The 21,463-nt window shown below is 39.5% G+C and carries 18 protein-coding genes and 2 pseudogenes; 8 read left to right on the forward strand and 12 right to left on the reverse strand.

Features of this window, described 5'->3' with window-relative positions:
• Nucleotides 1–121: 121 nt before the first annotated feature.
• From K5J94_RS07120 to K5J94_RS07130, 3 genes are all read right to left on the reverse strand, one after another.
• A complete protein-coding gene (locus K5J94_RS07120) occupies nucleotides 122–718 on the reverse strand; it encodes an LPXTG cell wall anchor domain-containing protein (protein ID WP_221912752.1) in 597 nt (198 codons plus the stop codon).
• Nucleotides 702–1,196, reverse strand: a complete 495-nt coding sequence (locus tag K5J94_RS07125) for a thioredoxin domain-containing protein (protein WP_159565066.1) — start codon at nucleotides 1,194–1,196, stop codon at nucleotides 702–704. The genes K5J94_RS07120 and K5J94_RS07125 overlap by 17 nt, the downstream gene beginning before the upstream one ends.
• 805 nt (nucleotides 1,197–2,001) lie before the next feature.
• Entirely contained in the window at nucleotides 2,002–2,208 is a 207-nt protein-coding gene (locus K5J94_RS07130; protein WP_159565070.1) for a Blp family class II bacteriocin, read from the reverse strand.
• Between the two features lie 300 nt (nucleotides 2,209–2,508).
• Between K5J94_RS07130 and K5J94_RS07135 the strand changes: the two are divergent.
• The 3 genes and pseudogenes from K5J94_RS07135 to K5J94_RS07145 all read left to right on the forward strand — a co-directional run.
• Nucleotides 2,509–2,700 (forward strand): annotated as a pseudogene (locus tag K5J94_RS07135) (cysteine peptidase family C39 domain-containing protein); the annotation flags it as partial.
• A 59-nt stretch (nucleotides 2,701–2,759) separates the two neighbouring features.
• A pseudogene (locus tag K5J94_RS07140) lies at nucleotides 2,760–3,220 on the forward strand (transposase); the annotation flags it as partial.
• A gap of 264 nt (nucleotides 3,221–3,484) precedes the next feature.
• The gene (locus K5J94_RS07145) at nucleotides 3,485–4,402 is read left to right on the forward strand and encodes a diacylglycerol/lipid kinase family protein (RefSeq protein ID WP_159565177.1); all 918 of its coding nucleotides are present in this window, start codon (nucleotides 3,485–3,487) and stop codon (nucleotides 4,400–4,402) included.
• An 85-nt stretch (nucleotides 4,403–4,487) separates the two neighbouring features.
• On the opposite strand, the gene K5J94_RS07150 is transcribed toward K5J94_RS07145, so the two are convergent.
• A complete protein-coding gene (locus K5J94_RS07150; protein WP_159543931.1) occupies nucleotides 4,488–4,733 on the reverse strand; it encodes a hypothetical protein in 246 nt (81 codons plus the stop codon).
• A 184-nt stretch (nucleotides 4,734–4,917) separates the two neighbouring features.
• Nucleotides 4,918–6,462, reverse strand: coding sequence for an ABC-F family ATP-binding cassette domain-containing protein (locus tag K5J94_RS07155; RefSeq protein WP_159565173.1), 1,545 nt, complete (start codon nucleotides 6,460–6,462; stop codon nucleotides 4,918–4,920).
• Nucleotides 6,463–6,625: 163 nt separating this feature from the next.
• On the opposite strand from K5J94_RS07155, the gene K5J94_RS07160 reads away from it, so the two are divergent.
• A complete protein-coding gene (locus K5J94_RS07160; RefSeq protein ID WP_221912753.1) occupies nucleotides 6,626–7,882 on the forward strand; it encodes an aminotransferase-like domain-containing protein in 1,257 nt (418 codons plus the stop codon).
• Nucleotides 7,883–7,937: 55 nt separating this feature from the next.
• On the opposite strand, the gene K5J94_RS07165 is transcribed toward K5J94_RS07160, so the two are convergent.
• The 3 genes from K5J94_RS07165 to K5J94_RS07175 all read right to left on the reverse strand — a co-directional run bounded on the left by K5J94_RS07165 (nucleotide 7,938) and on the right by K5J94_RS07175 (nucleotide 12,087).
• Entirely contained in the window at nucleotides 7,938–8,276 is a 339-nt protein-coding gene (locus K5J94_RS07165) for an ATP cone domain-containing protein (RefSeq protein WP_159543943.1), read from the reverse strand.
• A gap of 435 nt (nucleotides 8,277–8,711) precedes the next feature.
• Nucleotides 8,712–10,229, reverse strand: coding sequence for a cardiolipin synthase (gene cls / locus K5J94_RS07170; protein WP_408022828.1), 1,518 nt, complete (start codon nucleotides 10,227–10,229; stop codon nucleotides 8,712–8,714).
• Nucleotides 10,230–10,416: 187 nt separating this feature from the next.
• Nucleotides 10,417–12,087, reverse strand: a complete 1,671-nt coding sequence (locus K5J94_RS07175) for a formate--tetrahydrofolate ligase (RefSeq protein ID WP_221912754.1) — start codon at nucleotides 12,085–12,087, stop codon at nucleotides 10,417–10,419.
• Between the two features lie 411 nt (nucleotides 12,088–12,498).
• Between K5J94_RS07175 and K5J94_RS07180 the strand changes: the two genes are divergently transcribed.
• The 4 genes from K5J94_RS07180 (at nucleotide 12,499) to K5J94_RS07195 (ending at nucleotide 16,234) form a co-directional block, all read left to right on the forward strand.
• Nucleotides 12,499–13,185, forward strand: coding sequence for a phosphopantothenate--cysteine ligase (locus K5J94_RS07180; protein ID WP_159565167.1), 687 nt, complete (start codon nucleotides 12,499–12,501; stop codon nucleotides 13,183–13,185).
• Nucleotides 13,178–13,720 carry a phosphopantothenoylcysteine decarboxylase gene (gene coaC, locus K5J94_RS07185; protein WP_159565165.1) on the forward strand — a complete coding sequence of 181 codons (543 nt, stop codon included), beginning with the start codon at nucleotides 13,178–13,180 and terminating at the stop codon, nucleotides 13,718–13,720. Before K5J94_RS07180 ends, coaC begins: the two co-directional genes overlap by 8 nt.
• Nucleotides 13,721–13,746: 26 nt before the next feature.
• On the forward strand, nucleotides 13,747–14,319 hold the full coding sequence (locus K5J94_RS07190) for an ECF transporter S component (RefSeq protein WP_221912755.1): 573 nt from the start codon (nucleotides 13,747–13,749) through the stop codon (nucleotides 14,317–14,319).
• 193 nt (nucleotides 14,320–14,512) lie between these two features.
• Nucleotides 14,513–16,234 carry a phospho-sugar mutase gene (locus K5J94_RS07195; RefSeq protein WP_159564004.1) on the forward strand — a complete coding sequence of 574 codons (1,722 nt, stop codon included), beginning with the start codon at nucleotides 14,513–14,515 and terminating at the stop codon, nucleotides 16,232–16,234.
• Nucleotides 16,235–16,554: 320 nt separating this feature from the next.
• Here the strand turns inward: K5J94_RS07195 and K5J94_RS07200 are convergent, their stop codons facing one another.
• From K5J94_RS07200 to K5J94_RS07215, 4 genes are all read right to left on the reverse strand, one after another.
• Nucleotides 16,555–17,511, reverse strand: a complete 957-nt coding sequence (locus K5J94_RS07200; RefSeq protein ID WP_159543955.1) for an ABC transporter permease — start codon at nucleotides 17,509–17,511, stop codon at nucleotides 16,555–16,557.
• Between the two features lies 1 nt (nucleotide 17,512).
• A complete protein-coding gene (locus tag K5J94_RS07205) occupies nucleotides 17,513–18,577 on the reverse strand; it encodes an ABC transporter permease (RefSeq protein WP_159543957.1) in 1,065 nt (354 codons plus the stop codon).
• Nucleotides 18,570–20,102 (reverse strand): ABC transporter ATP-binding protein, encoded by a 1,533-nt coding sequence (locus K5J94_RS07210; RefSeq protein WP_159564005.1) that lies wholly within the window; start codon nucleotides 20,100–20,102, stop codon nucleotides 18,570–18,572. Before K5J94_RS07210 ends, K5J94_RS07205 begins: the two co-directional genes overlap by 8 nt.
• Nucleotides 20,103–20,372: 270 nt before the next feature.
• The gene (locus K5J94_RS07215; protein ID WP_159564006.1) at nucleotides 20,373–21,425 is read right to left on the reverse strand and encodes a BMP family lipoprotein; all 1,053 of its coding nucleotides are present in this window, start codon (nucleotides 21,423–21,425) and stop codon (nucleotides 20,373–20,375) included.
• Between the last annotated feature and the right edge of the window lie 38 nt (nucleotides 21,426–21,463).

The following is a 21,463-nucleotide window of genomic DNA, read 5'->3' on the forward strand; positions in this document are numbered from 1 at the left end:
TATTCAATTACCTATAGGATACTTTTAAATTTCTCTTAGGGAGACTACCGCTATAAATTCCTCACAATTGACTATATTATCTTAGTAAAATCCTATGAGTGATACTTCGGTAATAAGAAAATTAAATATCTTTTTTCTTCGCTATTAAATCACTTAAAAAATATAAAACTTCACTGGTAAATAATACGATACCTATAAGAGAAATAAGATTAAATCTATTTTCTCCTGTTTTAGGTAAAGTCGTAGAACGTTCTGTGACAGTTGATTGATTCATTAGGGGAATGGGTCGTGGGCTGGATTGAGATTTTAAGGTAGTTGCAACGGTTCCTTGAGGGGTTTGAGCTGCGATACTAGACGGTGATTGCTTCACATCTTTGGCTTCCTCTTTAACAATTGTTTGTTCTGTAGCAACCTTTGGGCTTGTATTGTCAGAAGATGGTGTAGCTACCGTGTCATTTTCTTTCTTTTCTGTGGGCAATGAAGTGTCTGTTTGCTCTTCTCCTGTTTGATTTTCTTCTGCTAGCTGAGGATTTTTACCTAGATAAAGATAATCATAAAGTTGTTGGGCAGTAATGCCGCCTCCAACCCAGCCTGAAACTAATTGACCTTTTTTGAGATAAAGAACGGTCGGCGTTCCTGGAATTCCTACAGTGTCATACAAAAATGCTTTAGCCGCATCATCAAAGTCCTTGCCATCTACATTATAATATTCCCCCATCAGTTAAAACATTAAACTCTTTTAATACTGGAGAAAATTGACGACAATGTGAACATGTCCCGCGACCAAAATAGATTGTGTGCTCAAGGTTATCCTCTGTAAAGACCTGGTGAACCTCATCAATCGTTACCTTTTTAAAATCAGCGACATTCTCTGCATAGTCTTCTGGTGTTATCTCTTTAGCATCAGTAACATTAGCCTCTTGCTCTGCTGTTGTTTCTTCTACTGATTTTTCTTGGACAGTTTCACTACTATCTGCCTGATTAGCCCCAGGTGTTTCTGCTACAGTTTCACTATTGACCGATTGGTTAGACGAAGGTATGATAACTGGTTCAGAAGGAGTTGTCTCTACTAATGATGGTGTGGTTTCATCTGTCGATGACACTCCCACGACATTTTCCGCAAGAGCAGCATGCCCTCCAAAAGTTGCCAATAAAGCGGTACTAAATAGTAGTAATTGTAATAATTTCTTTTTCATCTTAAAGCTCCTTTAGTTTTGATACCGTTATTTTATATCAAAACTGCTTCAAAAAATGCACTAAACCCTTAATGGTCATTGAAATGCCTTAAACGATTACATTGATAAGTTATTGAACAACAATCAAGCTGAATTATTTCATAAGAACATCTTCTGTATACTGCATCAAAAGGTCAATTCTCTTGTAAATCTTAAGTAATAAAAAGCCAGCTCGTATGAACTGGCTAAATTACAGCAATTACTTTATTCATTTTTACCGATATCTTTTCTGTACAAATAAACTAGATAGCCATTTTGCATTGAAAGATACATAGAAATATAAGTAATAACAATTAAATTCACTGCTAGGATAGCCTGTTTCGAAAGAAGTAACAATCCCAACGTAGATATAGCTATTGCTGATAATTTTCTAAAAATATTGAAATAATCAAATTTATTGTAGTGCCTTCGTATACTGTATTTCCGCGATAAATAGTCAACTACAAATAGAACAATTACTTGTATGAGCAAAATATAATTAGCTTTTGTAAAAGATAGTGATACAAAGTTAAAACAATAGAGAGAAAGGAGTATCAGCAATATAATGCTATATAATCTTAATTTATGTATTCCACCCACCAATTGCTCCTCCAGCAGCGGTAAATCCCGCAACACATGCTACATAAGCGGGGCCTGAAGCTGTACATAAACCTATTCCAGTACCGGCTCCTCCCATTGCACCAACGAAAACATTACCCCCAAAATTTATTTCCACCATAAATCGTAGAAAGTTCAATAGCTGTTAATTCTTTCATAATTTCTTCCTTTACGCTACACGTATAGCTGTCCAAATAGCAGTGCCATACTGAGCACCTAAAATACAACCGCCTAAACCTCCAACTGCTGCTCCTAATCCACAGCCTGCAAATGCAGCGGTCATAACCTCACCTCCACCAATTTTTCCTCCACCTTCAACACTAGCAAGCATTTCTGTATCCATAATTTCAAATTGTTTCATTGTTTGTGTATTCATGATGAGTACCTCCTAAATTTTTCGTTTATCTCGTTGCAACTTTGACATCTTTAGTATAACTCTTTTTTGAAAAAATAATCCTTCATTGCCTGAACAGTCGTTTAACTTGCCTGAATGGTAATGCTTTTACCGTTCAAGTCTATTGGACGACCGTTCAGGAAAGGAGAACACGTCTTGGTGTAATCTTTTGATGATCATTCAAGACGTTTCGATGACTGTTTAGGAAATAGGGACAAAGTTTATCTATTTTACTGGCATAATAAAGGTGTTACAAAACAGAAAGGATTATTACAAACGGCATCATACAAACGTACTTTTGTCCCCCAGATAGATGGCAGAGACTGTGGCGTTGCAGCTCTAGCATCTGTGGCTAAGTTTTACGGTTCAGACTATTCTTTGGCACACTTAAGAGAATTAGCCAAAACCACTAAAGAAGGAACTACAGCGCTCGGTCTTGTCAAAGCTGCTAATGAAATAGGATTCGTGAATAGGTTACACTAAACTAGACAGTCTTATAAAGTGTTCTACACTAAAGAAAATAGGAGAATATTATGTCTAGAAAAATACGTCGCCACTTCACCGATGACTTTAAGCAACAAATCATTGACCTTCACAATGCAGGGATAAAACGAAGTGAGCTTATCAAAGAATATGAGTTAACCCCATCAACCTTCGATAAGTGGGTACGTCAGGCAAAAACAACTGGTTCCTTTAAAACTATTGATAATCTTACAGATGAGCAGCGTGAGCTGATTGAACTCCGAAAGCGTAATAAAGAACTCGAAATGCAGCTAGATATCCTAAAGCAAGCGGCGGTGATTATGGCACGAAAAGGGAAGTAATCACTGCTAACAAAGACAACTATAGCATTTCAGCCATGTGTCGTTGGTTGAACATTCCTCGTTCTAGATATTACTACAAGGCTGTTAAACCAGTCTCTGAAGCGGAACTTGAAGAAAATATCAAAGCTATTTTTCTCGAAAGTAAGGCCAGATACGGGGCTAGGAAAATCAATCATAGAAAGCATAGCTATTCTTTATTATACCATGATTTAGCTTATTTTACTGCCCTTGCCAACTTTCTTACTAAAAATCCAAAGCTAACAAGGGGTTGAGCTAGGTGGCAGAAAAAGAAAGTGATAAAGTCAGCGGAGCGCTTGCTAATTCAGAATCAGCGCTCACTCGTCGAACAATTTAGTTCAGATTTCTTCAATGATTTTTAAGGCAATTTTTAGTTTTAATGCTATAATAAAGAAGCTATGGAAAATGCTTATAAAATCAAAACAGTACATCTGTTTTATAACCCCAAATCTGGCAAAAAACAAACAGATTTAGTTGATTTAATCCAAGAGAAACTTATTGATAAAGGCATCGCTGCCCAAGACATTTCAGTGATAAAACCAGCCACTCCTAAGGAATGCTTTGCATTAGCCAAAAAAGCCTCGCAAGAGCAGGTTGATTTAATCATTCCCTTAGGTGGTGATGGTACCTTAAACAAAGTTATCGGTGGAGCCTATGAAGGTGGTAATAACAGTCTTATTGGCCTAGTCCCCTCAGGTTCAGTCAATAATTTTGCCAAGGCCCTTGGCATTCCATTAGAACTAGAGGCAGCGATTGATGTGATTTTCAATGGTCACGTTAAACCAATCGATATCTGTAAAGCCAATAACCATTATATGATTAGTAGTTTGACCTTGGGTTTACTGGCAGATATTGCAGCCAATGTCACTTCTGAAGAAAAACGGAAATTTGGTCCTTTGGTATTTCTTAAGGATAGCTGGCGCATTTTACGCCGCAATCGTACCTATACTATTGGTTTAAAGCACGACGATTCCATATCCGTGATTAAAACCAAGTTTTTATTGATTACCATGACCAATACGATTGCTGGGTTTCCTTCTTTTTCTCCAGATGCCTTAGTTGATGATGGCTATATGCAGGTTTATACGATGAAAAAACTCCATTTCTGGAAATTTTTATGCCATATCCATGAATTTAAACAAGGTGACTTTTCTCAAGCAGAAGAAATCGTTCATTTTAAAACCAAGTCCCTTGAATTAAATGCTGTCAAACCAGGACGATCCGCAAATCCACGCACACGTATTGACGGGGATAAGTGTGATCTTCTGCCAGTCTCTTTGGAGGTTATTCGCCAAGCTATTTCGATTATTGTACCAAAAGAAAACCTTACCTAGAAACGATCTAGGTAAGGTTTTTGTCTTATCATCTTGGGAGTTATTTCTATTGTCTTATCTAAGAATAACTTTTTTACTAAGAAAATTAGCGCATTTTTTTATCGTTTAAAATTTTTTTACTTAGTTTATAGACCGGTACCAATAATAAGCCCAATTGAACAATATCCGTTAATTTGACTTTACTATGAGATGTTTGATGTTTGGGATGTTTTTTCATAGGGGCCTCCTTCTTAAGTGACGTTGTTAGCTCAGATGAACGTTCCTTCATCTCTTCTTTGAGTCGATCTAACTCGCTGGTTAATTCATTGAGTTTTTGTTTTATATCGCTCATACCAAAGCACTTCCTCTCGTTTGTCCGCAATAGCTAAGCTGAGATGATTCTCAACCTTTCTAAAGTGACAACACATTATTTAGTTTGTATAGTCATTATATAATGAATGGCCATTTTAGTCAAAGAAAAAGCATTCTAAAAACAAAAAACCTAAAGCCGCTGGCTGTTAGGTTGCATCATAACACTAGGTTAGCTGGTTAAAATCCCAAATATCTGTTACCCAGCCGCTATAAAATTCTGGTTCATGACAAACCATGAGTAATGATCCTTTAAAAGCCTGTAAAGCTCGTTGTAACTCTGCTTTAGCATCAGCATCCAAATGGTTGGTCGGCTCATCTAGGACAAGGACGTTATGTTCACTATTCATTAGTAGGCACAGTCGCACCTTAGCCTGCTCACCTCCGGATAAAACCTGGATTTGACTTTCAATATGTTTGGAGGTTAAGCCGCATTTTGCTAAAGCGGCGCGAACTTCTGCTTGGTTTAAGGCAGGAAAGGCATCCCAGACTGCTTCTAGGGGCGTTTGTTTATTGCCTGAAGCAACTTCTTGTTCAAAGTAGCCAATTTCCAAAAATTCACCTGTGACAACCTGGCCACTAAGCGGCTGAATCAAACCTAGTAAACTTTTTAACAAAGTAGATTTTCCAATACCGTTTGCACCCGTAATAGCAATTTTCTGATGACGTTCAAAAACCAAGTTTAAGGGCTGACGTGTCAATGGGCGATCGTAACCAATCATCAGTTCTTGTGTTTGAAAGATAAACCGGCTGGGTGTCCGGCCTTCCTTAAAGGCAAAGCTTGGTTTTGGTTTTTCGGTTTGCAATTCAATCTTTTCCATTTTATCAAGCTTCTTCTGGCGCGACATGGCCATGTTCCTGGTAGCCACCCGCGCCTTATTGCGGTTCACAAAATCTTGTAAATTAGCAATTTCTTTTTGTTGCCGCTCATAAGCCGCTTCAAGTTGTGCCTTTTTCATCGCATGGACAGACTCAAAATGATGATAATCGCCGACATAGCGCACCAAATCTAAATTTTCCACGTGATAGACAATATTAATGACATCGTTTAAAAATGGAATATCGTGAGAAATTAAGACAAAGGCATTTTCATAATTTTGCAAATAGCGTTTAAGCCATTCAATATGTTCAGCGTCCAAGTAGTTGGTCGGTTCGTCTAATAATAAAATATCAGGCTTTGCTAATAAGAGCTTTGCAAGAAGTACCTTCGTTCTTTGCCCACCAGATAAGGTGGTGACATCACTATCCATGCCAAAATCCATAACACCAAGCGCTCTGGCCACCTCATCAATTTTGGCATCAAGCGTGTAGAAATCGCGTGTCTCTAAGCGGTCCTGTAATTCACCGACTTCTTCCATCAGAGCATCCATATCTGCCCCATCTTCTGCCATGGCTAGATAAATGTCATTAATGCGGCCTTCAGTATCAAACAAGTCATCAAAGGCGGTGCGTAAAACATCACGCACGGTTTGGCCCGGCTCTAGAACAGTATGTTGATCTAAATAGCCTGAAGTGACATACTTGGACCATTCTATCTTTCCTTCATCAGGTTGCAAGTGTCCAGTAACAATACTCATAAAGGTCGACTTACCTTCACCATTTGCACCAACTAAGCCGATGTGCTCTCCTTTTAAGAGTCGAAAGGACACATCTTCAAAAATAGCCCGATCACCAAAACCATGACTCAACTGCTTGACTTCTAAAATACTCATCCTATTTTCCTTTTCTTGTCATCAAAAAAGACGCTCTTGGAGCGCAATTTATTGCTATTATGTCAAAAACCACCTTATTTGTCAATGACCCAAAGCTATACAACTTGCAAAGACACTCCTGCTTGGTTACAATAGAAACATTAAATCGGTAAGGGATCAAGTCATGACGAAATATCAAGCAATCTTAACAGACATCACCACAGCCATTCAAAAGGGGGTCTATCAAACAGGACAGCGACTCCCCTCAATCCGCCAACTTAGCCATGAGTATCACTGTAGTAAAGATACTGTCCAACGTGCCCTTTTATCATTAATTCATGCTAACCTTATCTATGCAGTGCCCAAAAGTGGTTACTATGTGTTTGGTGATGCCAGTCAAACACCAGATAAAGCCATCCAACAGATAGCAGACTACCATCACAAAGCCTATCAGGACTTCCAGCGCTGTCTCACTGAGAGCTTTGATAAAGATGAGCATCTGGCTCTAAACGATTATCCCAATCAAGCAGGCCTCCGCGAGCTCATTGACAGTCTCCTTCCTATTTTACAAGCCAAAAATGTCTATACTAAATCTGATACGATTCTCATCACCTCAGGATCGCAACAAGCCCTATATCTTCTATCTCAGGTTAAGTTTCCCAACCAAGGGAGTCACATATTGATAGACAAACCCAGCTACGCAGGGATGATTAATTTGCTTAAAGAACTTAATCTTGCGTTTGAAACGATTGAGCGTGAAGATCAGCATTATGATTTTGATGCACTAGAAAAACTATTTCAGCAGGGCCATATTAAATATTATTATACGGTTCCTCATTTTTCCAATCCTTTGGGGCTTAGTTACACAGAAGCTGAAAAAAAGCGACTTGTTGCCTTAGCTGAACAATATGATGTTTACCTGCTAGAAGATGATTATTTGGGGGAGTTTACCAGCTCGGGCTCCTTGCCTTTACACTATTATGACACCACTCAACACGTCATCTACCTCCAGTCTTTTTCCATGACTCTATTTCCTGCCCTACGCCTAGCAGCCTTGGTGTTACCAGATAAACTCATGAAAGCTGTTCTCAATTACAAAAAAGTGATGGACTTAGGAACAAATAGCATGATTCAAAAAGCGCTAGCGCTCTATCTCTCAAATGGGATGTTTACAAGGAACAATCTGTCATTAAAACATTACCTAGCTGAGCGGCAGCAATTCATTAGCCAAAGTCTGACACAATTACCACCGCAAGTCTCTTATCACCTGACCCCACGACAACTCATACTTAGGCAAGCTTTATCAACAAGAGCCTACTTTTTAGAGGTAGAGCTAGCAGCTATTTCAACTAAACTCACAACGCGATATGCTAACTACTATTCCTTTGCTTTACAGGATTTGAACCTAGAGCAGTTGTTAGAAATACTACAAAAAAAATAAGCTAAGCTGGTCCCATCATAAGAAGTGGTAACAGCTTAGCTCTTTTAGATTAGCCTTATTTAATTTGTTCAAACCGAAGGTGCACGATAATGCTATCAGCATAGCCGTTTCGCTCTAAATCACGTTGTAGTCGATAAGAAATATAATGCTCAGCAATGTTAATATAACCAGCATCCATCAAACGATTCTCTACTAGAGATTGAATCATATTAATGGTGGGTTTTTCTACTTGAGCTTCTTCGAGGTCAATAACAACTTTCTTAGTAACATTGGTTAAATTTTGACGCCAGGTATCATCAATAACATAAACAGTCTGGGCAGCTTTAAGGATTGCTTGGTAAATTTTATTAGGGTCAAAGTCAACGACTTGGCCATCACGTTTAATAATTTGCATCTTTTGCCCTCTTTTCATTGTTTTCAACTTACTTCCATTATCCTTATCTTAAGAAGATTTGTCAAGTTTTCTTATTTACCCTCTCCTTTAGAGAAGCCAGCCAAAAACACAGCTTAGACCATTGGCAAATGTAATGGAAAATCACTCCCCTTCTACGCAGTTAGTAACAAAGAGAAGTTTTTATGGATGCTAAATCACTCTAGATTCTCAAGTCATCTGAACAGCTTGGTTAGACCTGCCTAAGTCTATAATACCGCAAAATTAAAAGCCCCTGCACAACACAAGGGCTTAGGGCACTTCATAAGAAGTGTGATAAAATGGTTCACACAATTTATCAAAGTCGGCTTCCTGCCTTAATGACTTCCCTGCGCAAAAATGGTTACTAACCATAATCGACTCATCGCATGTTCTTATTATACCTCAAGTTCCCAGACTTTACAAGAGTGGGGCAATCGTTTTTACTAATAAACCAATTAATTTTTGGTATAAAGGTCGGTTTTGCACTTCTTCAGGGGTCACTTTTTGGCATTTGGCTTGGGTATCAAGAAAGGCCTGATAAATATCTGAAATGGTAGACGAGCGGTAAAGATAGGTTGCACATTCAAAATGGTGATAAAGACTACGATAATCCAGATTGATCGAGCCGACAACAGCCTTCACATCATCACTGACAAATACTTTAGCATGAACAAAACCTGGCTTATATTCATAAATGGTAACGCCTGAAGACATTAAGGATTTATAGTAGGTTTTGGCCAGGTAGTAAGCAATCTTTTTATCAGCAATCCCTGGCATAATAATCCGAACGTCTACCCCACGCTCAGAAGCAAATCGAATCGCGTGTTCTAGTTCACCATCTAAAATCAGATAAGGGGTCATAATATAGACATAATCTTTGGCGTGATTGAGAATATCAATGTAGACATTCTCCCCTACCTTATCAGTATCTAAGGGAGAATCGCCATAAGGAATGACATAACCATCGGTTGGCTGAGGGGGAAAATGGTTGCCCAAATACGGCTCGATAATCATTTCTTTTTCCGTAATTGACCACATTTGCAAAAAGAGCACCAAAAAGCTATCAACAGCTTGCCCTTCTAGCATGATGGCCGTATCAACCCAATGACCAAAGCGATCAATTTCATTGATGTATTCGTCTGCCAAATTAACCCCACCAGTAAAGGCAATTTCCCCATCAATCACCACGATTTTCCGATGATCTCGATAGTTATAGTAGGTGGAAATAAAAGGTGAAATAGGCAAAAAAGATTTAGCCATTATTCCTAAATGTCGTAAACGTTTGGCATAATCCGTAGATAGGCGTGATAACTCATTCATTCCATCATAGAGCACCCGAACTTCTACTCCTTCTTTGACCTTACGCTCAAGGATGTTTAGAACTTCCCCCCACATGCGGCCTTCGCCAATGATAAAAAATTCAATGAAAATATAGTTCTCAGCAGCCAGTAATTTTTCTTTGAAAACTTTAAAAAAGCTTTCGCCGCTGGGGAAAAAGGTGGTTTTTGTATTACCATATACCGGAAAGATTGCTCGAGTGTGTTGTAAGTATTGCACCAGATGATAAGTGGTTGACGTGCTATCTTTTACTTCTTTAATCACTTGTTCATCATTTTGCAAATAAGGCTGGCTGGCTTCTACTAACTGATTGATCCGTCTTTTTAACCCTCGATAGCCCCAGTCTAATTTAGTATAAATAAATAAGAGAGCTCCTAGCAAGGGGGCGACCATCACCAAAATCAACCATGTCCCTCGAGACGTTGCATCCATTTCACTATTAACCAAATAAAGCACAATAGCGACCGCAAAAAAGGCTTCAAAAATGGTCAGAATATAGCGATACTGTTCTAGCCAAATATAGGACTCGACAATAAAAAATAATTGGATCAAGAAGAATAAAATGATAACGGTTGCCCGACTAAAAATCCCTCTCAAAACACCACTTTTGCTCTTATGGAGCAGATGCCTCACTTTAATTTTATTTTTAATTTTCTTGGCCTCCAGACTATTATAAACCACTCCATTATACCATAAAATCACCCTTTATTGGCTAAAAGCGATTGTCGTATTTACCTTACAAAAAGCAAGATAGGCAGTTACTATCTGCCTATCATTGCGCCATTTAAAACAGCCCTACTGCTACACCTTGCTCAGTCACATCCATATCTAAGGCTGCTGGTCGCTTAGGCAAGCCAGGCATGGTCATCACATCGCCAGTTAATGCAACCAGAAAACCAGCACCTGTTTTGGGAACGAATTCACGAATCGTGACCTCAAAATCAGTTGGAGCACCGAGTAAGCTTGGATTATCGGAAAAACTATATTGCGTTTTGGCCATACATACTGGTAAGTGATCCCAACCAAAGGCTTGAAATTGCTTGAGTTGCTGCTTGGCTTTAGCGGATAATTGATAATTGCTACCGCCATAAATGCGGCTAACAATGGCGGCAATTTTTTCCTCAATGGACTGAGTGTCTTGGTAGAGACGCTTATAATGAGCTTGGTGCTGCTCGATCACATCAACCACTGTTTGTGCTAGCTCTAGTCCGCCTTCTGCACCATTGGCCCACACACTGGCGAGCTCGACAGGTACGTCAATAGCTTGACAGAGTTCTTTGAGGGTGGCAATTTCCGCTTGAGTATCAGCTGCAAATTCATTAATGGCAACCACAACTGGGACACCATATTGCCGCATATTTGCCACATGTCGTTCCAAATTAGCAAATCCTCGCTTAAGTGCTTGGCAATCCTCCATTGCTAAATCTGCCTTGGCCAGACCGCCATGCATCTTAAGAGCACGAATCGTTGCAACAATGACAATGGCATCTGGAGCTTTAGGTAATTGTGGCACCTTAATATCTAAGAATTTTTCTGCTCCCAAGTCAGCACCAAAACCAGCTTCTGTAACCGTATAATCAGCTAAGCCAAGTGCAGTTGACGTTGCTAATACAGAATTACAGCCATGAGCGATATTAGCAAACGGTCCACCATGCACAAAGGCTGGTGTTCCCGAGATAGTTTGCACAAGGTTGGGTTTAAGAGCATCTTTTAAAAGCAAGGCTAAGGCGCCTTCGACCTTGAGGTCACGTACATAGAGCGGCTGACGGTTCATATCATAAGCAAAGACAATTGAGGCTAGTCTTTCTTTTAAATCAGCCAGATCTCTTGCTAAACAAAGAATCGCCATAATTTCAGAGGCTACTGTAATATCAAAACCATCCTCACGTGGAACGCCATTTAAGGGGCCACCTAACCCCACCGTAACATGGCGTAAAGCCCGATCATTTAGATCAAGGACGCGTTTCCAAATGATCCGCCGAGGATCAATCTGTAAGTCATTTCCTTGTTGTAAGTGGTTGTCAATTAAAGCCGCAAGGGCATTATTTGCCGTGGTAATGGCATGCATATCACCGGTGAAATGTAAATTAATGTCTTCCATAGGTAAAACTTGTGCATGGCCGCCACCAGCTGCTCCGCCTTTGATTCCCATAACAGGACCCAGCGAAGGTTCACGTAAAGCAAGCATTGTTTTTTGGCCCAGTTGGTTTAAAGCATCTGCTAGACCAATACTCATGGTTGATTTGCCTTCTCCAGCCGGTGTGGGATTGATTGCAGTAACCAAAATCAAGTTTCCTTTGGTATTTGCCTCCACCGCTTTTATCTTTTCAAAGCTAAGTTTTGCTTTATACTTACCATAAAAATCAAGGTCATCCTCACTAATGCCAAATGGGGCAACGATTTCTTTAATGGGTTTTAGGGTAACACTTTGAGCAATTTCGATATCTGATTTCATGTCTACTCCTTTTTGATAGATTGGTAATAGTATATCACATTTCGCTAAACACATATATTATTTTAATTTTTGAACCAATTATCCGTTTTTTCATTACTAAAAAAGAGGTCCTGACCACTAAACATAAGCTGAATGAGGACTCTTTCACTAACTGATTAATGAATCCATCTATTTTTAAGGAGCATCAATACAGATTTTCAATAAAAATAGGACTTCTTCTCCTTTTTAGAATAAAGCTGTTTTTGACACAGCACGTCTTATTCTGTCTTGATTGAAATCCTGCTCAACAACCAGCTAGTCAATTATAAAATACCATGTTTTTTGTTCGATTTTAAAGCTTGAAAAAGGAGTAACTACTATGTTTTTTAGCAATTCATTTACTAATAGTGAGATTTTGTGTAGAATGGAAGTATGAAAATACTAATCACCTCAGGTGGCACCTCTGAGGCTATTGACTCTGTTCGCAGCATTACCAACCACGCTAGCGGACGCTTGGGAGCGTTAATTGCTGAGCGTTTCTTAGCGAAGGGACACGAGGTGACACTTGTAACCACAACGCGTGCCTATAAACCACAAGGCCATGACCATTTACACATTATTTTAGTAACTGATGTGGCCTCTTTGCAGGCGCAATTAGAACCTCTTGTAAAAACACATGATGTCCTGATTCACAGTATGGCTGTTTCTGACTATAGTCCTATTTATATGACAGACCTAGAAGACGTTAAAAAACACAGGCAGCTTGATGAGTTATTGCACCACTCTAACTCAGAGGCCAAAATTTCTTCATCAGCCGATTATCAGGTTTTATTTCTAAAAAGAACACCAAAAATTATTTCCTTGGTAAAGTCTTGGAATCCCAAAATCCTGCTGGTTGGGTTTAAATTATTAGTGAATGTTCCTCAAGAAGAGCTGATTACCGTTGCTCGTCACAGCTTAACTAAGAACCATGCCGATTATATTGTAGCTAATGACCTTAGGGATATTACAGACGACCAACATCTGGCCTATCTTGTTGACCAGTCAGCGATTTATCCAGCTAAAACCAAGCAAGAATTAGCTAATCTTATTTATCAAAAGGTAATCACTCATGACTAAACACATTACTTTAGCTGTTACTGGCAGCATTTCAGCCTATAAGGCAGCTGATTTAACCAGTCAGCTAACCAAACTAGGCTATCAAGTCACTGTATTAATGACTGAAGCGGCACAAGCTTTTATTACTCCCTTGACCCTTCAAGTTCTATCAAAGCATGAGGTCCATACCGATATCATGCATGAACCAGATGTTACCAAAGTTAATCATATTGAACTAGCTAAGTCAACTGACTTATTCCTGGTGGCACCTGCTTCTGCCAATACCCTGGCTCGTTTAGCTTATGGCTTTGCTGATTCTATTGTGACGGCTGTGGCCCTAGCCCTACCCGCCCAAACACCAAGATTACTAGCGCCAGCGATGAACACCCAAATGTACCAAAACCCTTTGACTCAGGCAAATTGCGAGCGCTTAACTAACTTTGGTTACCAAATCATTGCCCCTAAGGAAAGCCTTTTGGCCTGTGGTGATTATGGCAAGGGTGCTCTTGCTGATCTTTCAGACATCGTTACTGCTGTTCAAGCACACTTTATCTAATCTTATTATTAATTTGGGAGTTATCCATGAATCAACAACATAAGTCATCTCAAGTAGCTATTGTTGCTATCTTCTTTGCTGTTATGCTCTTAATTCATTTTCTGAGCTCTTTTGTCTTCATGCTCTGGCCTGTTCCGATTAAGCCAACTTTGGTGCATATTCCAGTTATCATTGCTTCGATTGTCTACGGACCACGTATTGGTGCTACCTTAGGTGGTTTAATGGGAGCTATTAGCGTTATTAACAGTACAATTGTGCTACTACCAACTAGCTACCTCTTTTCACCTTTTGTTGAGCATGGGAACATTTATTCATTGGTTATTGCCATTGTGCCTCGCGTTTTGATTGGTATTTTGCCTTACTACACCTACAAGCTCTTTTCCCTACGCTTTGGCGCCATGCTTTCTGGTATTGTCGGATCGTTAACTAACACCGTTTTTGTCCTATCTGGTATCTTTATTTTCTTTGGTTCAGTCTTTAATGGCAGTATCAAGGCCTTATTAACGGCGATTATTTCCACAAATGCATTGGCTGAGGTCATTATCTCAGCAATCATCACCCAAATATTGGTCCCTCGTTTGCTAACTTTTAAGCAATAGCTTTTGGACTGTGATTATCACTTACTGGTTGTAAAAGTGCTCAGATTACTTTTACAACCTTTTTTGTTTCCAATAAGCTTGAAGTATGATTTTCAACATCATGAAAAAGACTGCAAACCAATCTAAAAGTTAGTGCTTTTTTCTTTTCAAAATGGTATAATGAAAGCGTTTAATAATACAAAGGAGAACCGAAATGACTTATAAAGACAATTATGACAAATGGGTCAACCATCCAGGCTTACCAATTTATCTGCATGATGAACTAAAAGCTATGGATGAAAAAACAAAAGAAGATGCCTTTTACACTAATCTAGAATTTGGCACAGCTGGCATGCGGGGCTACATCGGCGCAGGGACTAATCGTATCAATATTTACGTTGTTCGCCAAGCAACCAAAGGCCTAGCCAAATTGGTTGAAACCAAGGGAGACCTTGCCAAAAAAGCTGGTGTCGCCATTGCATATGATTCACGTCATTTTTCCCAAGAATTTGCCTTTGAATCAGCCCAAGTCCTAGCTGCGCATGGCATCAAGGCCTATGTCTTTGAAAGTTTACGACCAACCCCAGAATTATCTTTTGCAGTGCGCCATCTCAAGACATTTGCTGGGATTATGATTACAGCAAGCCATAATCCCGCTCCCTTTAATGGCTACAAAGTTTATGGTGCCGATGGCGGACAAATGCCACCCGTTGATGCTGATGCCTTAACCACTTATATTCGTTCCATTGATAATCCTTTTGCCATTGAGCTAGCCGATCTAGAAGTCGCTAAAGAAAATGGACTCATTGAAGTTATTGGCGAAGCTGTAGATGCAGCATACCTAAAAGAAGTCAAGGAAGTCACTATTAATCACGACTTAATTGAGCAATTTGGCAAGGATATGAAAATTGTTTATACTCCACTACATGGTACAGGAGAAATGCTAACACGCAGAGCCTTAGCGCAAGCTGGCTTTGATTCTGTCCAAGTTGTTGAAGCCCAAGCTAAACCTGACCCTGAGTTTTCAACCGTTGATTCACCTAATCCCGAAAACCAAGCTGCTTTTGCCTTAGCTGAAGAATTAGGCCGAGCTGTTAATGCCGACGTCCTAGTTGCCACCGATCCAGATGCTGACCGTCTGGGTGTGGAAATTCGTCAAGAAGACGGGTCCTACCGCAACTTATCAGGAAACCAAATTGGTGCTATTATCGCCAAGTACATCTTAGAAGCACATAAAACTGCTGGTACCCTTCCAGCAAATGCAGCCTTAGCAAAATCAATTGTCTCAACTGAATTAGTCACTAAGATTGCTGAGAGTTATGGTGCAACCATGTTTAATGTGCTAACTGGTTTCAAATTCATCGCAGAGAAAATCCAGGAATTTGAAGAAAAGCACAATTATACCTATATGTTTGGCTTTGAAGAAAGCTTTGGTTATCTGCTTAAACCTTTTGTGCGTGACAAAGACGCCATTCAAGCTGTCTTAATTGTAGCTGAAATTGCTGCTTATTACCGCTCGCGTGGTCTAACCTTGGCCGATGGTATTGATGAGATTTATAAAGAATACGGCTATTTTGCCGAAAAAACCATTTCTGTGACCTTATCTGGTATGGATGGGGCTGCTGAAATTCAAAAAATTATGACTAAGTTCCGTGAAAAGGCACCAAAACAATTTAACAGCACGGCTGTTCAACTTTTAGAAGATTTCCAAGCCCAAACAGCAACAGCGGCTGATGGGACCGTCTCACCTCTCACAACGCCACCAAGCAATGTTTTGAAGTATTCCTTAAGTGATGATTCTTGGTTTGCTGTTCGTCCTTCAGGTACTGAACCTAAAATTAAATTTTACATTGCTACGGTAGGGCATTCTTTTGCTGATGCAGAACAAAAAATCGCCGCTATTGAAACGGAAATCAATACCTTTATTGATAATTAACATAAGACACCATTCTTACTTGTAATTATCAATTTAAACATAGTCTTCTAGACACTTCAACAGTTTATCTAACAGCTTTTCCAAGGCTAGCAGATAGACTGTTTTTTCTACTAATTTTGCTAATAAGACAGGTCAAGCACAGCTGATTATAAGTCCTCAAAAAAATGACTTCTAATCATTAGATTTTCATCTAATGATTAGAAGTCGGTAATTTTTTTAAACAAGTGAGGACTGTCAGCTGGGGTAAAGAGTGACTTTCTGCCTCCCACCGCTGGGATTTGGACCAACGATAACCGTTACTAAACAGTGTTTGCCACTGCCTATTTTGTTTTAATGTAGTTAATCCCATCCGCCTTAGGCGCAACCGCTTGGCCAAAGAAGGCTGCTAAGATAATGATGGTTAGCAAGTAAGGGGCAATTTGGAGATAAACCTTTGGGATGCTTTCTAATAATGGTAATTGGCTGCCAATAACGGCCAAACTTTGTGATAAACCAAAGAACAGACTGGATAACATCGCCCCAATTGGATTCCATTTCCCAAAAATCATTGCCGCTAAGGAAATAAAGCCCGGTCCTAAGATCGTGGTTACGGCAAAGTTAACCGAGATAGATTGCGCATAGACTGCTCCTCCAACACCACCAAGAAAACCAGAAATCATTACACCATAATATTTCATTAGGTAAACATTAATACCTAAAGTATCAGCTGCTTGTGGATGTTCTCCCACAGATCTTAGACGTAAACCAAAACGTGTATTATACAAAACAAACCAAGCTAAAATCGAAAAGAGAATAGCAAGATAACCTATCAAAGTCGTATTTGAAAAGAAAATGTCACCAATTACCGGTATTTTCGATAGAATCGGAAAATCAAACTTCCCAAATGAACGTTGAATATTATCTGTTTGTCCTTTGTTGTACATGACCTTAACCAAAAAGATCGCTAAAGAAGGTGCCAATAAGTTCAAGACGGTACCAGATACAATATGATCAGCATGAAAGTTAACCGTTGCTACTGCATGAAGCAAGGAAAAGACCAAACCAACAAGTCCACCGACTAAAACAGCTAGCCAAGGAGTAGCTTTGCCAAATGTTTCTGCAAATTCAAGGTTAAAGACAATTCCTGAAAAAGCCCCCATAACCATGATTCCCTCTAAGCCAACGTTAACCACGCCAGCACGCTCAGAGTAGGTTCCACCAATACTTGTAAATATGAGCGGTGTTGCGTAGATAAGCATGGATGATACAAGGAGCGATAAGATAGTGATAACTGACATCTTAATTGCCTCCCTTTACAGATTTTTTAGATTTAGACATATATTTTTCAATTAAATAATGAGAACCAACAAAGAAGATAATGGAAGCTGTCACAACTTTCACCAATTCAGGTGGAATCCCTGCAATATTCATCCCTGGTGCCCCAACATTTAAAACGGCAAACAAGAATGCTGAAAAGGCAATGCCAACTGGTGAATTGGCAGCTAGTAAACTAACAGCCATTCCATCAAAACCAACGGCTAATGAAGCTCCTTGAACAAAGACATTTTGGAAGGTTCCAAGACCCTCAACAACACCACCAAGTCCAGCTAGAGCTCCTGAAATAACCATAGATAAGATGATTGTTCGCTTAGCAGACATTCCAGCATATTCGCTAGCATGAGGATTAAGTCCGACTGAGCGAATCTCAAAACCTAGTGTCGTTTTGTTCAGTAAGAACCAAATCAGACCAATGGCAATAATAGCAAAGAAAATTCCGATATTCATCCGTGAGTGATTGGTTAAAGCTGAAAGCCATTCTGTTTGGTAACTAGCATTTTTACTAACCTGGATGGTCGAGTCAATACTTTGTTTATAAGCTTGCGGTAAGCCTTTTTGGACGATAAAATTTGCAACGTATAAAATAATGTAGTTCATCATAATCGTTACAATAACTTCACTAGTTCCAAGAAAGGCACGAAGAATCCCTGGAATAGCGCCAGCAATTCCTCCTGCAATCATCCCAATAAGCACTGTAATTAGAATAAGCAAGGGACGAGACATCTGAGGATGCGCCAAGGCAAACCAGGTCGAAGCTAACCAACCCGCTAATGCTTGACCTGATAAACCAATATTGAAAAACCCAGCACGACTAGCAACTGTAAAGCCAAGCGCAATCAGAATTAGTGGCCCCATTGCCCGGAAAATTTCACCAATATTCCTCACACTGCCAAAGGCAATGTGAAACAAGCCTTCATAACCCCAAACGGGATCATAACCAAATATAAACATAATAATAGCACCAAGTAGAAATCCTAGCAAAACAGAAATCACTGGAACTGCTATTTTTTGTGCTTTTTTAGGCATGCTTTTCCTCCTTGTCAATTGAGCCACCAGCCATTAAGATACCCAATTCTTTCTTATTTGTGTGCTCAGGTGAGACAATCCCTTGAATTTTACCATCGTGAATAACAGCAATGCGATCAGATAGATTCAAAATCTCGTCTAGTTCAAAACTAACCACCAGTACGGCTTTGCCTTTATCACGTTCTTCAATCAAACGACGGTGAATGTATTCAATAGCGCCGACATCAAGACCACGTGTTGGTTGGCTAACAATCAATAAATCCGGATCGCGATCTATTTCACGGGCAATAATTGCTTTTTGTTGATTCCCTCCCGAAAAGCCACGGGCTGGCACAAGTTCACTAGCTCCGCGCACGTCAAACTCTTTCATCAAGTAACGTGCATACTCATTAATTTTACGGTAATTTAAAATACCATTTTTACTTAAAGGTTCTTTGTAGTAGGTCTGGATAGCTATATTTTCTGCCATAGACATGTCAAGGATTAAGCCATCACGGTGCCGGTCTTCTGGAACATGACCAACGGATAGTTCAGTGATTTTTCGAGAGGTTAAATGTGTCACCTCTTTACCCTTAATAGTAATAGAACCGTTTTTGGCTTTGCGTAAACCTGTAATAGCTTGGATTAATTCGCTTTGTCCATTACCATCAATACCAGCAATACCAACTATTTCACCTGCTTTAACAGCTAATGACAGGCCTTTAACAGCTAAAACGCCACGATTCTCATCAACCTCTAAATCTTTAATTGACAGTACAACTTCTTTAGGCTGGGCACTGATTTTATTTGTCGTAAAGGATACTGACCGACCGACCATCATTTCTGCAAGATCATGTGAGGTTGTACCAGCAACATCAACCGTTTGGATACTTTTACCACGCCGAATGACGGTCACTCGGTCTGCCACTGCACGAATTTCATCTAATTTATGCGTAATAAGAATAATGGATTTGCCTTCTTTAACCAGATTTTTCATGATAATCATCAATTCTTTGATTTCTGCTGGTGTAAGAACTGCAGTCGGTTCATCAAAAATCAAAATATCAGCACCACGGTAGAGGGTTTTTAAGATTTCAACACGTTGTTGTGCTCCGACTGAGATATCGGCAATTTTTGCATTTGGATCAACAGAAAGGCCATACTTATTTGAAAGTTCTTTAATTTCTTTGCTTGCTTCTTTCAAATCAATGATGCCATTTTTGACCACTTCATTTCCTAAAATAATGTTTTCAGCAACCGTAAAAGCTTCTACCAACATAAAATGTTGATGAACCATCCCGATTCCCAGATTGGAAGATTTTGATGGTGAATCAATAACTTCTGTTTTTCCATTAATAACAATCTCACCATCTGTTGGCTCTAACAAACCAGCCAGCATATTCATCAAAGTTGATTTTCCAGCTCCATTTTCTCCTAAAAGAGCATGAATTTCGCCTTTGCGAACAGACAGGTTGATGTGATCATTGGCAACAAAATCACCAAAGGTCTTCGTGATTTCCTTCATTTCAATGACATGTTCCGTCATAAAAGTATTCCTTTCAATGCAATCTTTTATTTCAATAAAGCTTGCCACAAACCTTAAGCTTTACTGAGATAAAAGTAATCTCAGTTGAAAAAGGGAGTGATACGAAAACTCGATAAGACTAAAGAGTTCGTCGTACCACTCCGGCAGCGGCACATACCAAGCAAGTTATCAGATAATCTCTTGGCTGATATGAGACGGCTGCGTTATTAAGAGTAAGACTAACTAGCAGAAGCAAAACTAGGTTTGCCCTAGTTTGTTTTCAAATAGCTTTTATTTTTCTGGGACCTTAATGTCGCCGGCAATAATTTTAGCTTTTGCTTCTTTGATTGCAGCAACAGCATCTTCAGAAAGGTTTGTAGTGGCAATATCAACCCCACCATCTTTCAAGCCATAAACCGTTGTTTTACCACCTGGGAATTTGCCATCAACAACTTTTTTGTTGATCAATTGAACCGCATGGCCAACTTTTTTAATAGAAGAGGCTAAGACAAAGTTTGATTTTTTACCATCTTTTGATGTATAGTTTCCTTCGTCTTTTTGGTCACGGTCAACACCAAGTACCCAAACTTTATCGGCTTCATTTTTTCTTTCGTTTTCAGCTTTTGCTTCATTGAAGACACCAGCTCCTGTTCCGCCTGCTGCTTGGTAAATAATATCGGCACCGGCAGCATATTGGGCTGCGGCAATGGTTTTTCCTTTAGCGGCATCCCCAAAGGAACCAGCATAGTCGACTTTAATCTTGATGTCTTTATCAACAGATTTAACGCCTTCTTCAAAGCCCTTTTCAAAACGTGTGATAACAGTGCCTTCCATACCACCGACAAAACCAACTACTTTGGTTTTTGTTGTTTTAGCGGCAGCAATTCCTGCCAAATAAGCCGCTTCGTTATCAGCAAATGTAACACTAGCAACATTGTTCTTGCCTTTGATAACATCATCAATAATAACGAAGTTGACCTCTGAGTTATCACCTGCTGCTTTGACAATGGCATCTTTAAGTGCAAAACCAATACCATAGATAAGTTTGTAACCACTTGATACAGCAGTATCTAGGTTGGTAGCATATTCGGATTCACTAGTAGATTGGAAGTAATCAAAGCCAGCGCCCTTTTTGAGGTCGTTTTCTTTACCCCAAGCTTTCAAGCCTTCCCAAGCTGATTGGTTAAAGGACTTGTCATCCACACCACCCGTATCAGTCACGATAGCAGCTTTCAAATCTGTCTTTCCTTTTTCACCAGATTTAGAAGCACCACGGTTGCCACATGCAGCTAAACTTAGAAGAGCAACAGATGCTAATCCAAGGCCAATAAATTTTTTGTTCATGAAGATGAACCCTCCTAAAAAACATCTAGCAATTGCTT

It is taken from the genome of Streptococcus halichoeri (genome assembly GCF_019774635.1).
Classification (GTDB): domain Bacteria; phylum Bacillota; class Bacilli; order Lactobacillales; family Streptococcaceae; genus Streptococcus; species Streptococcus halichoeri.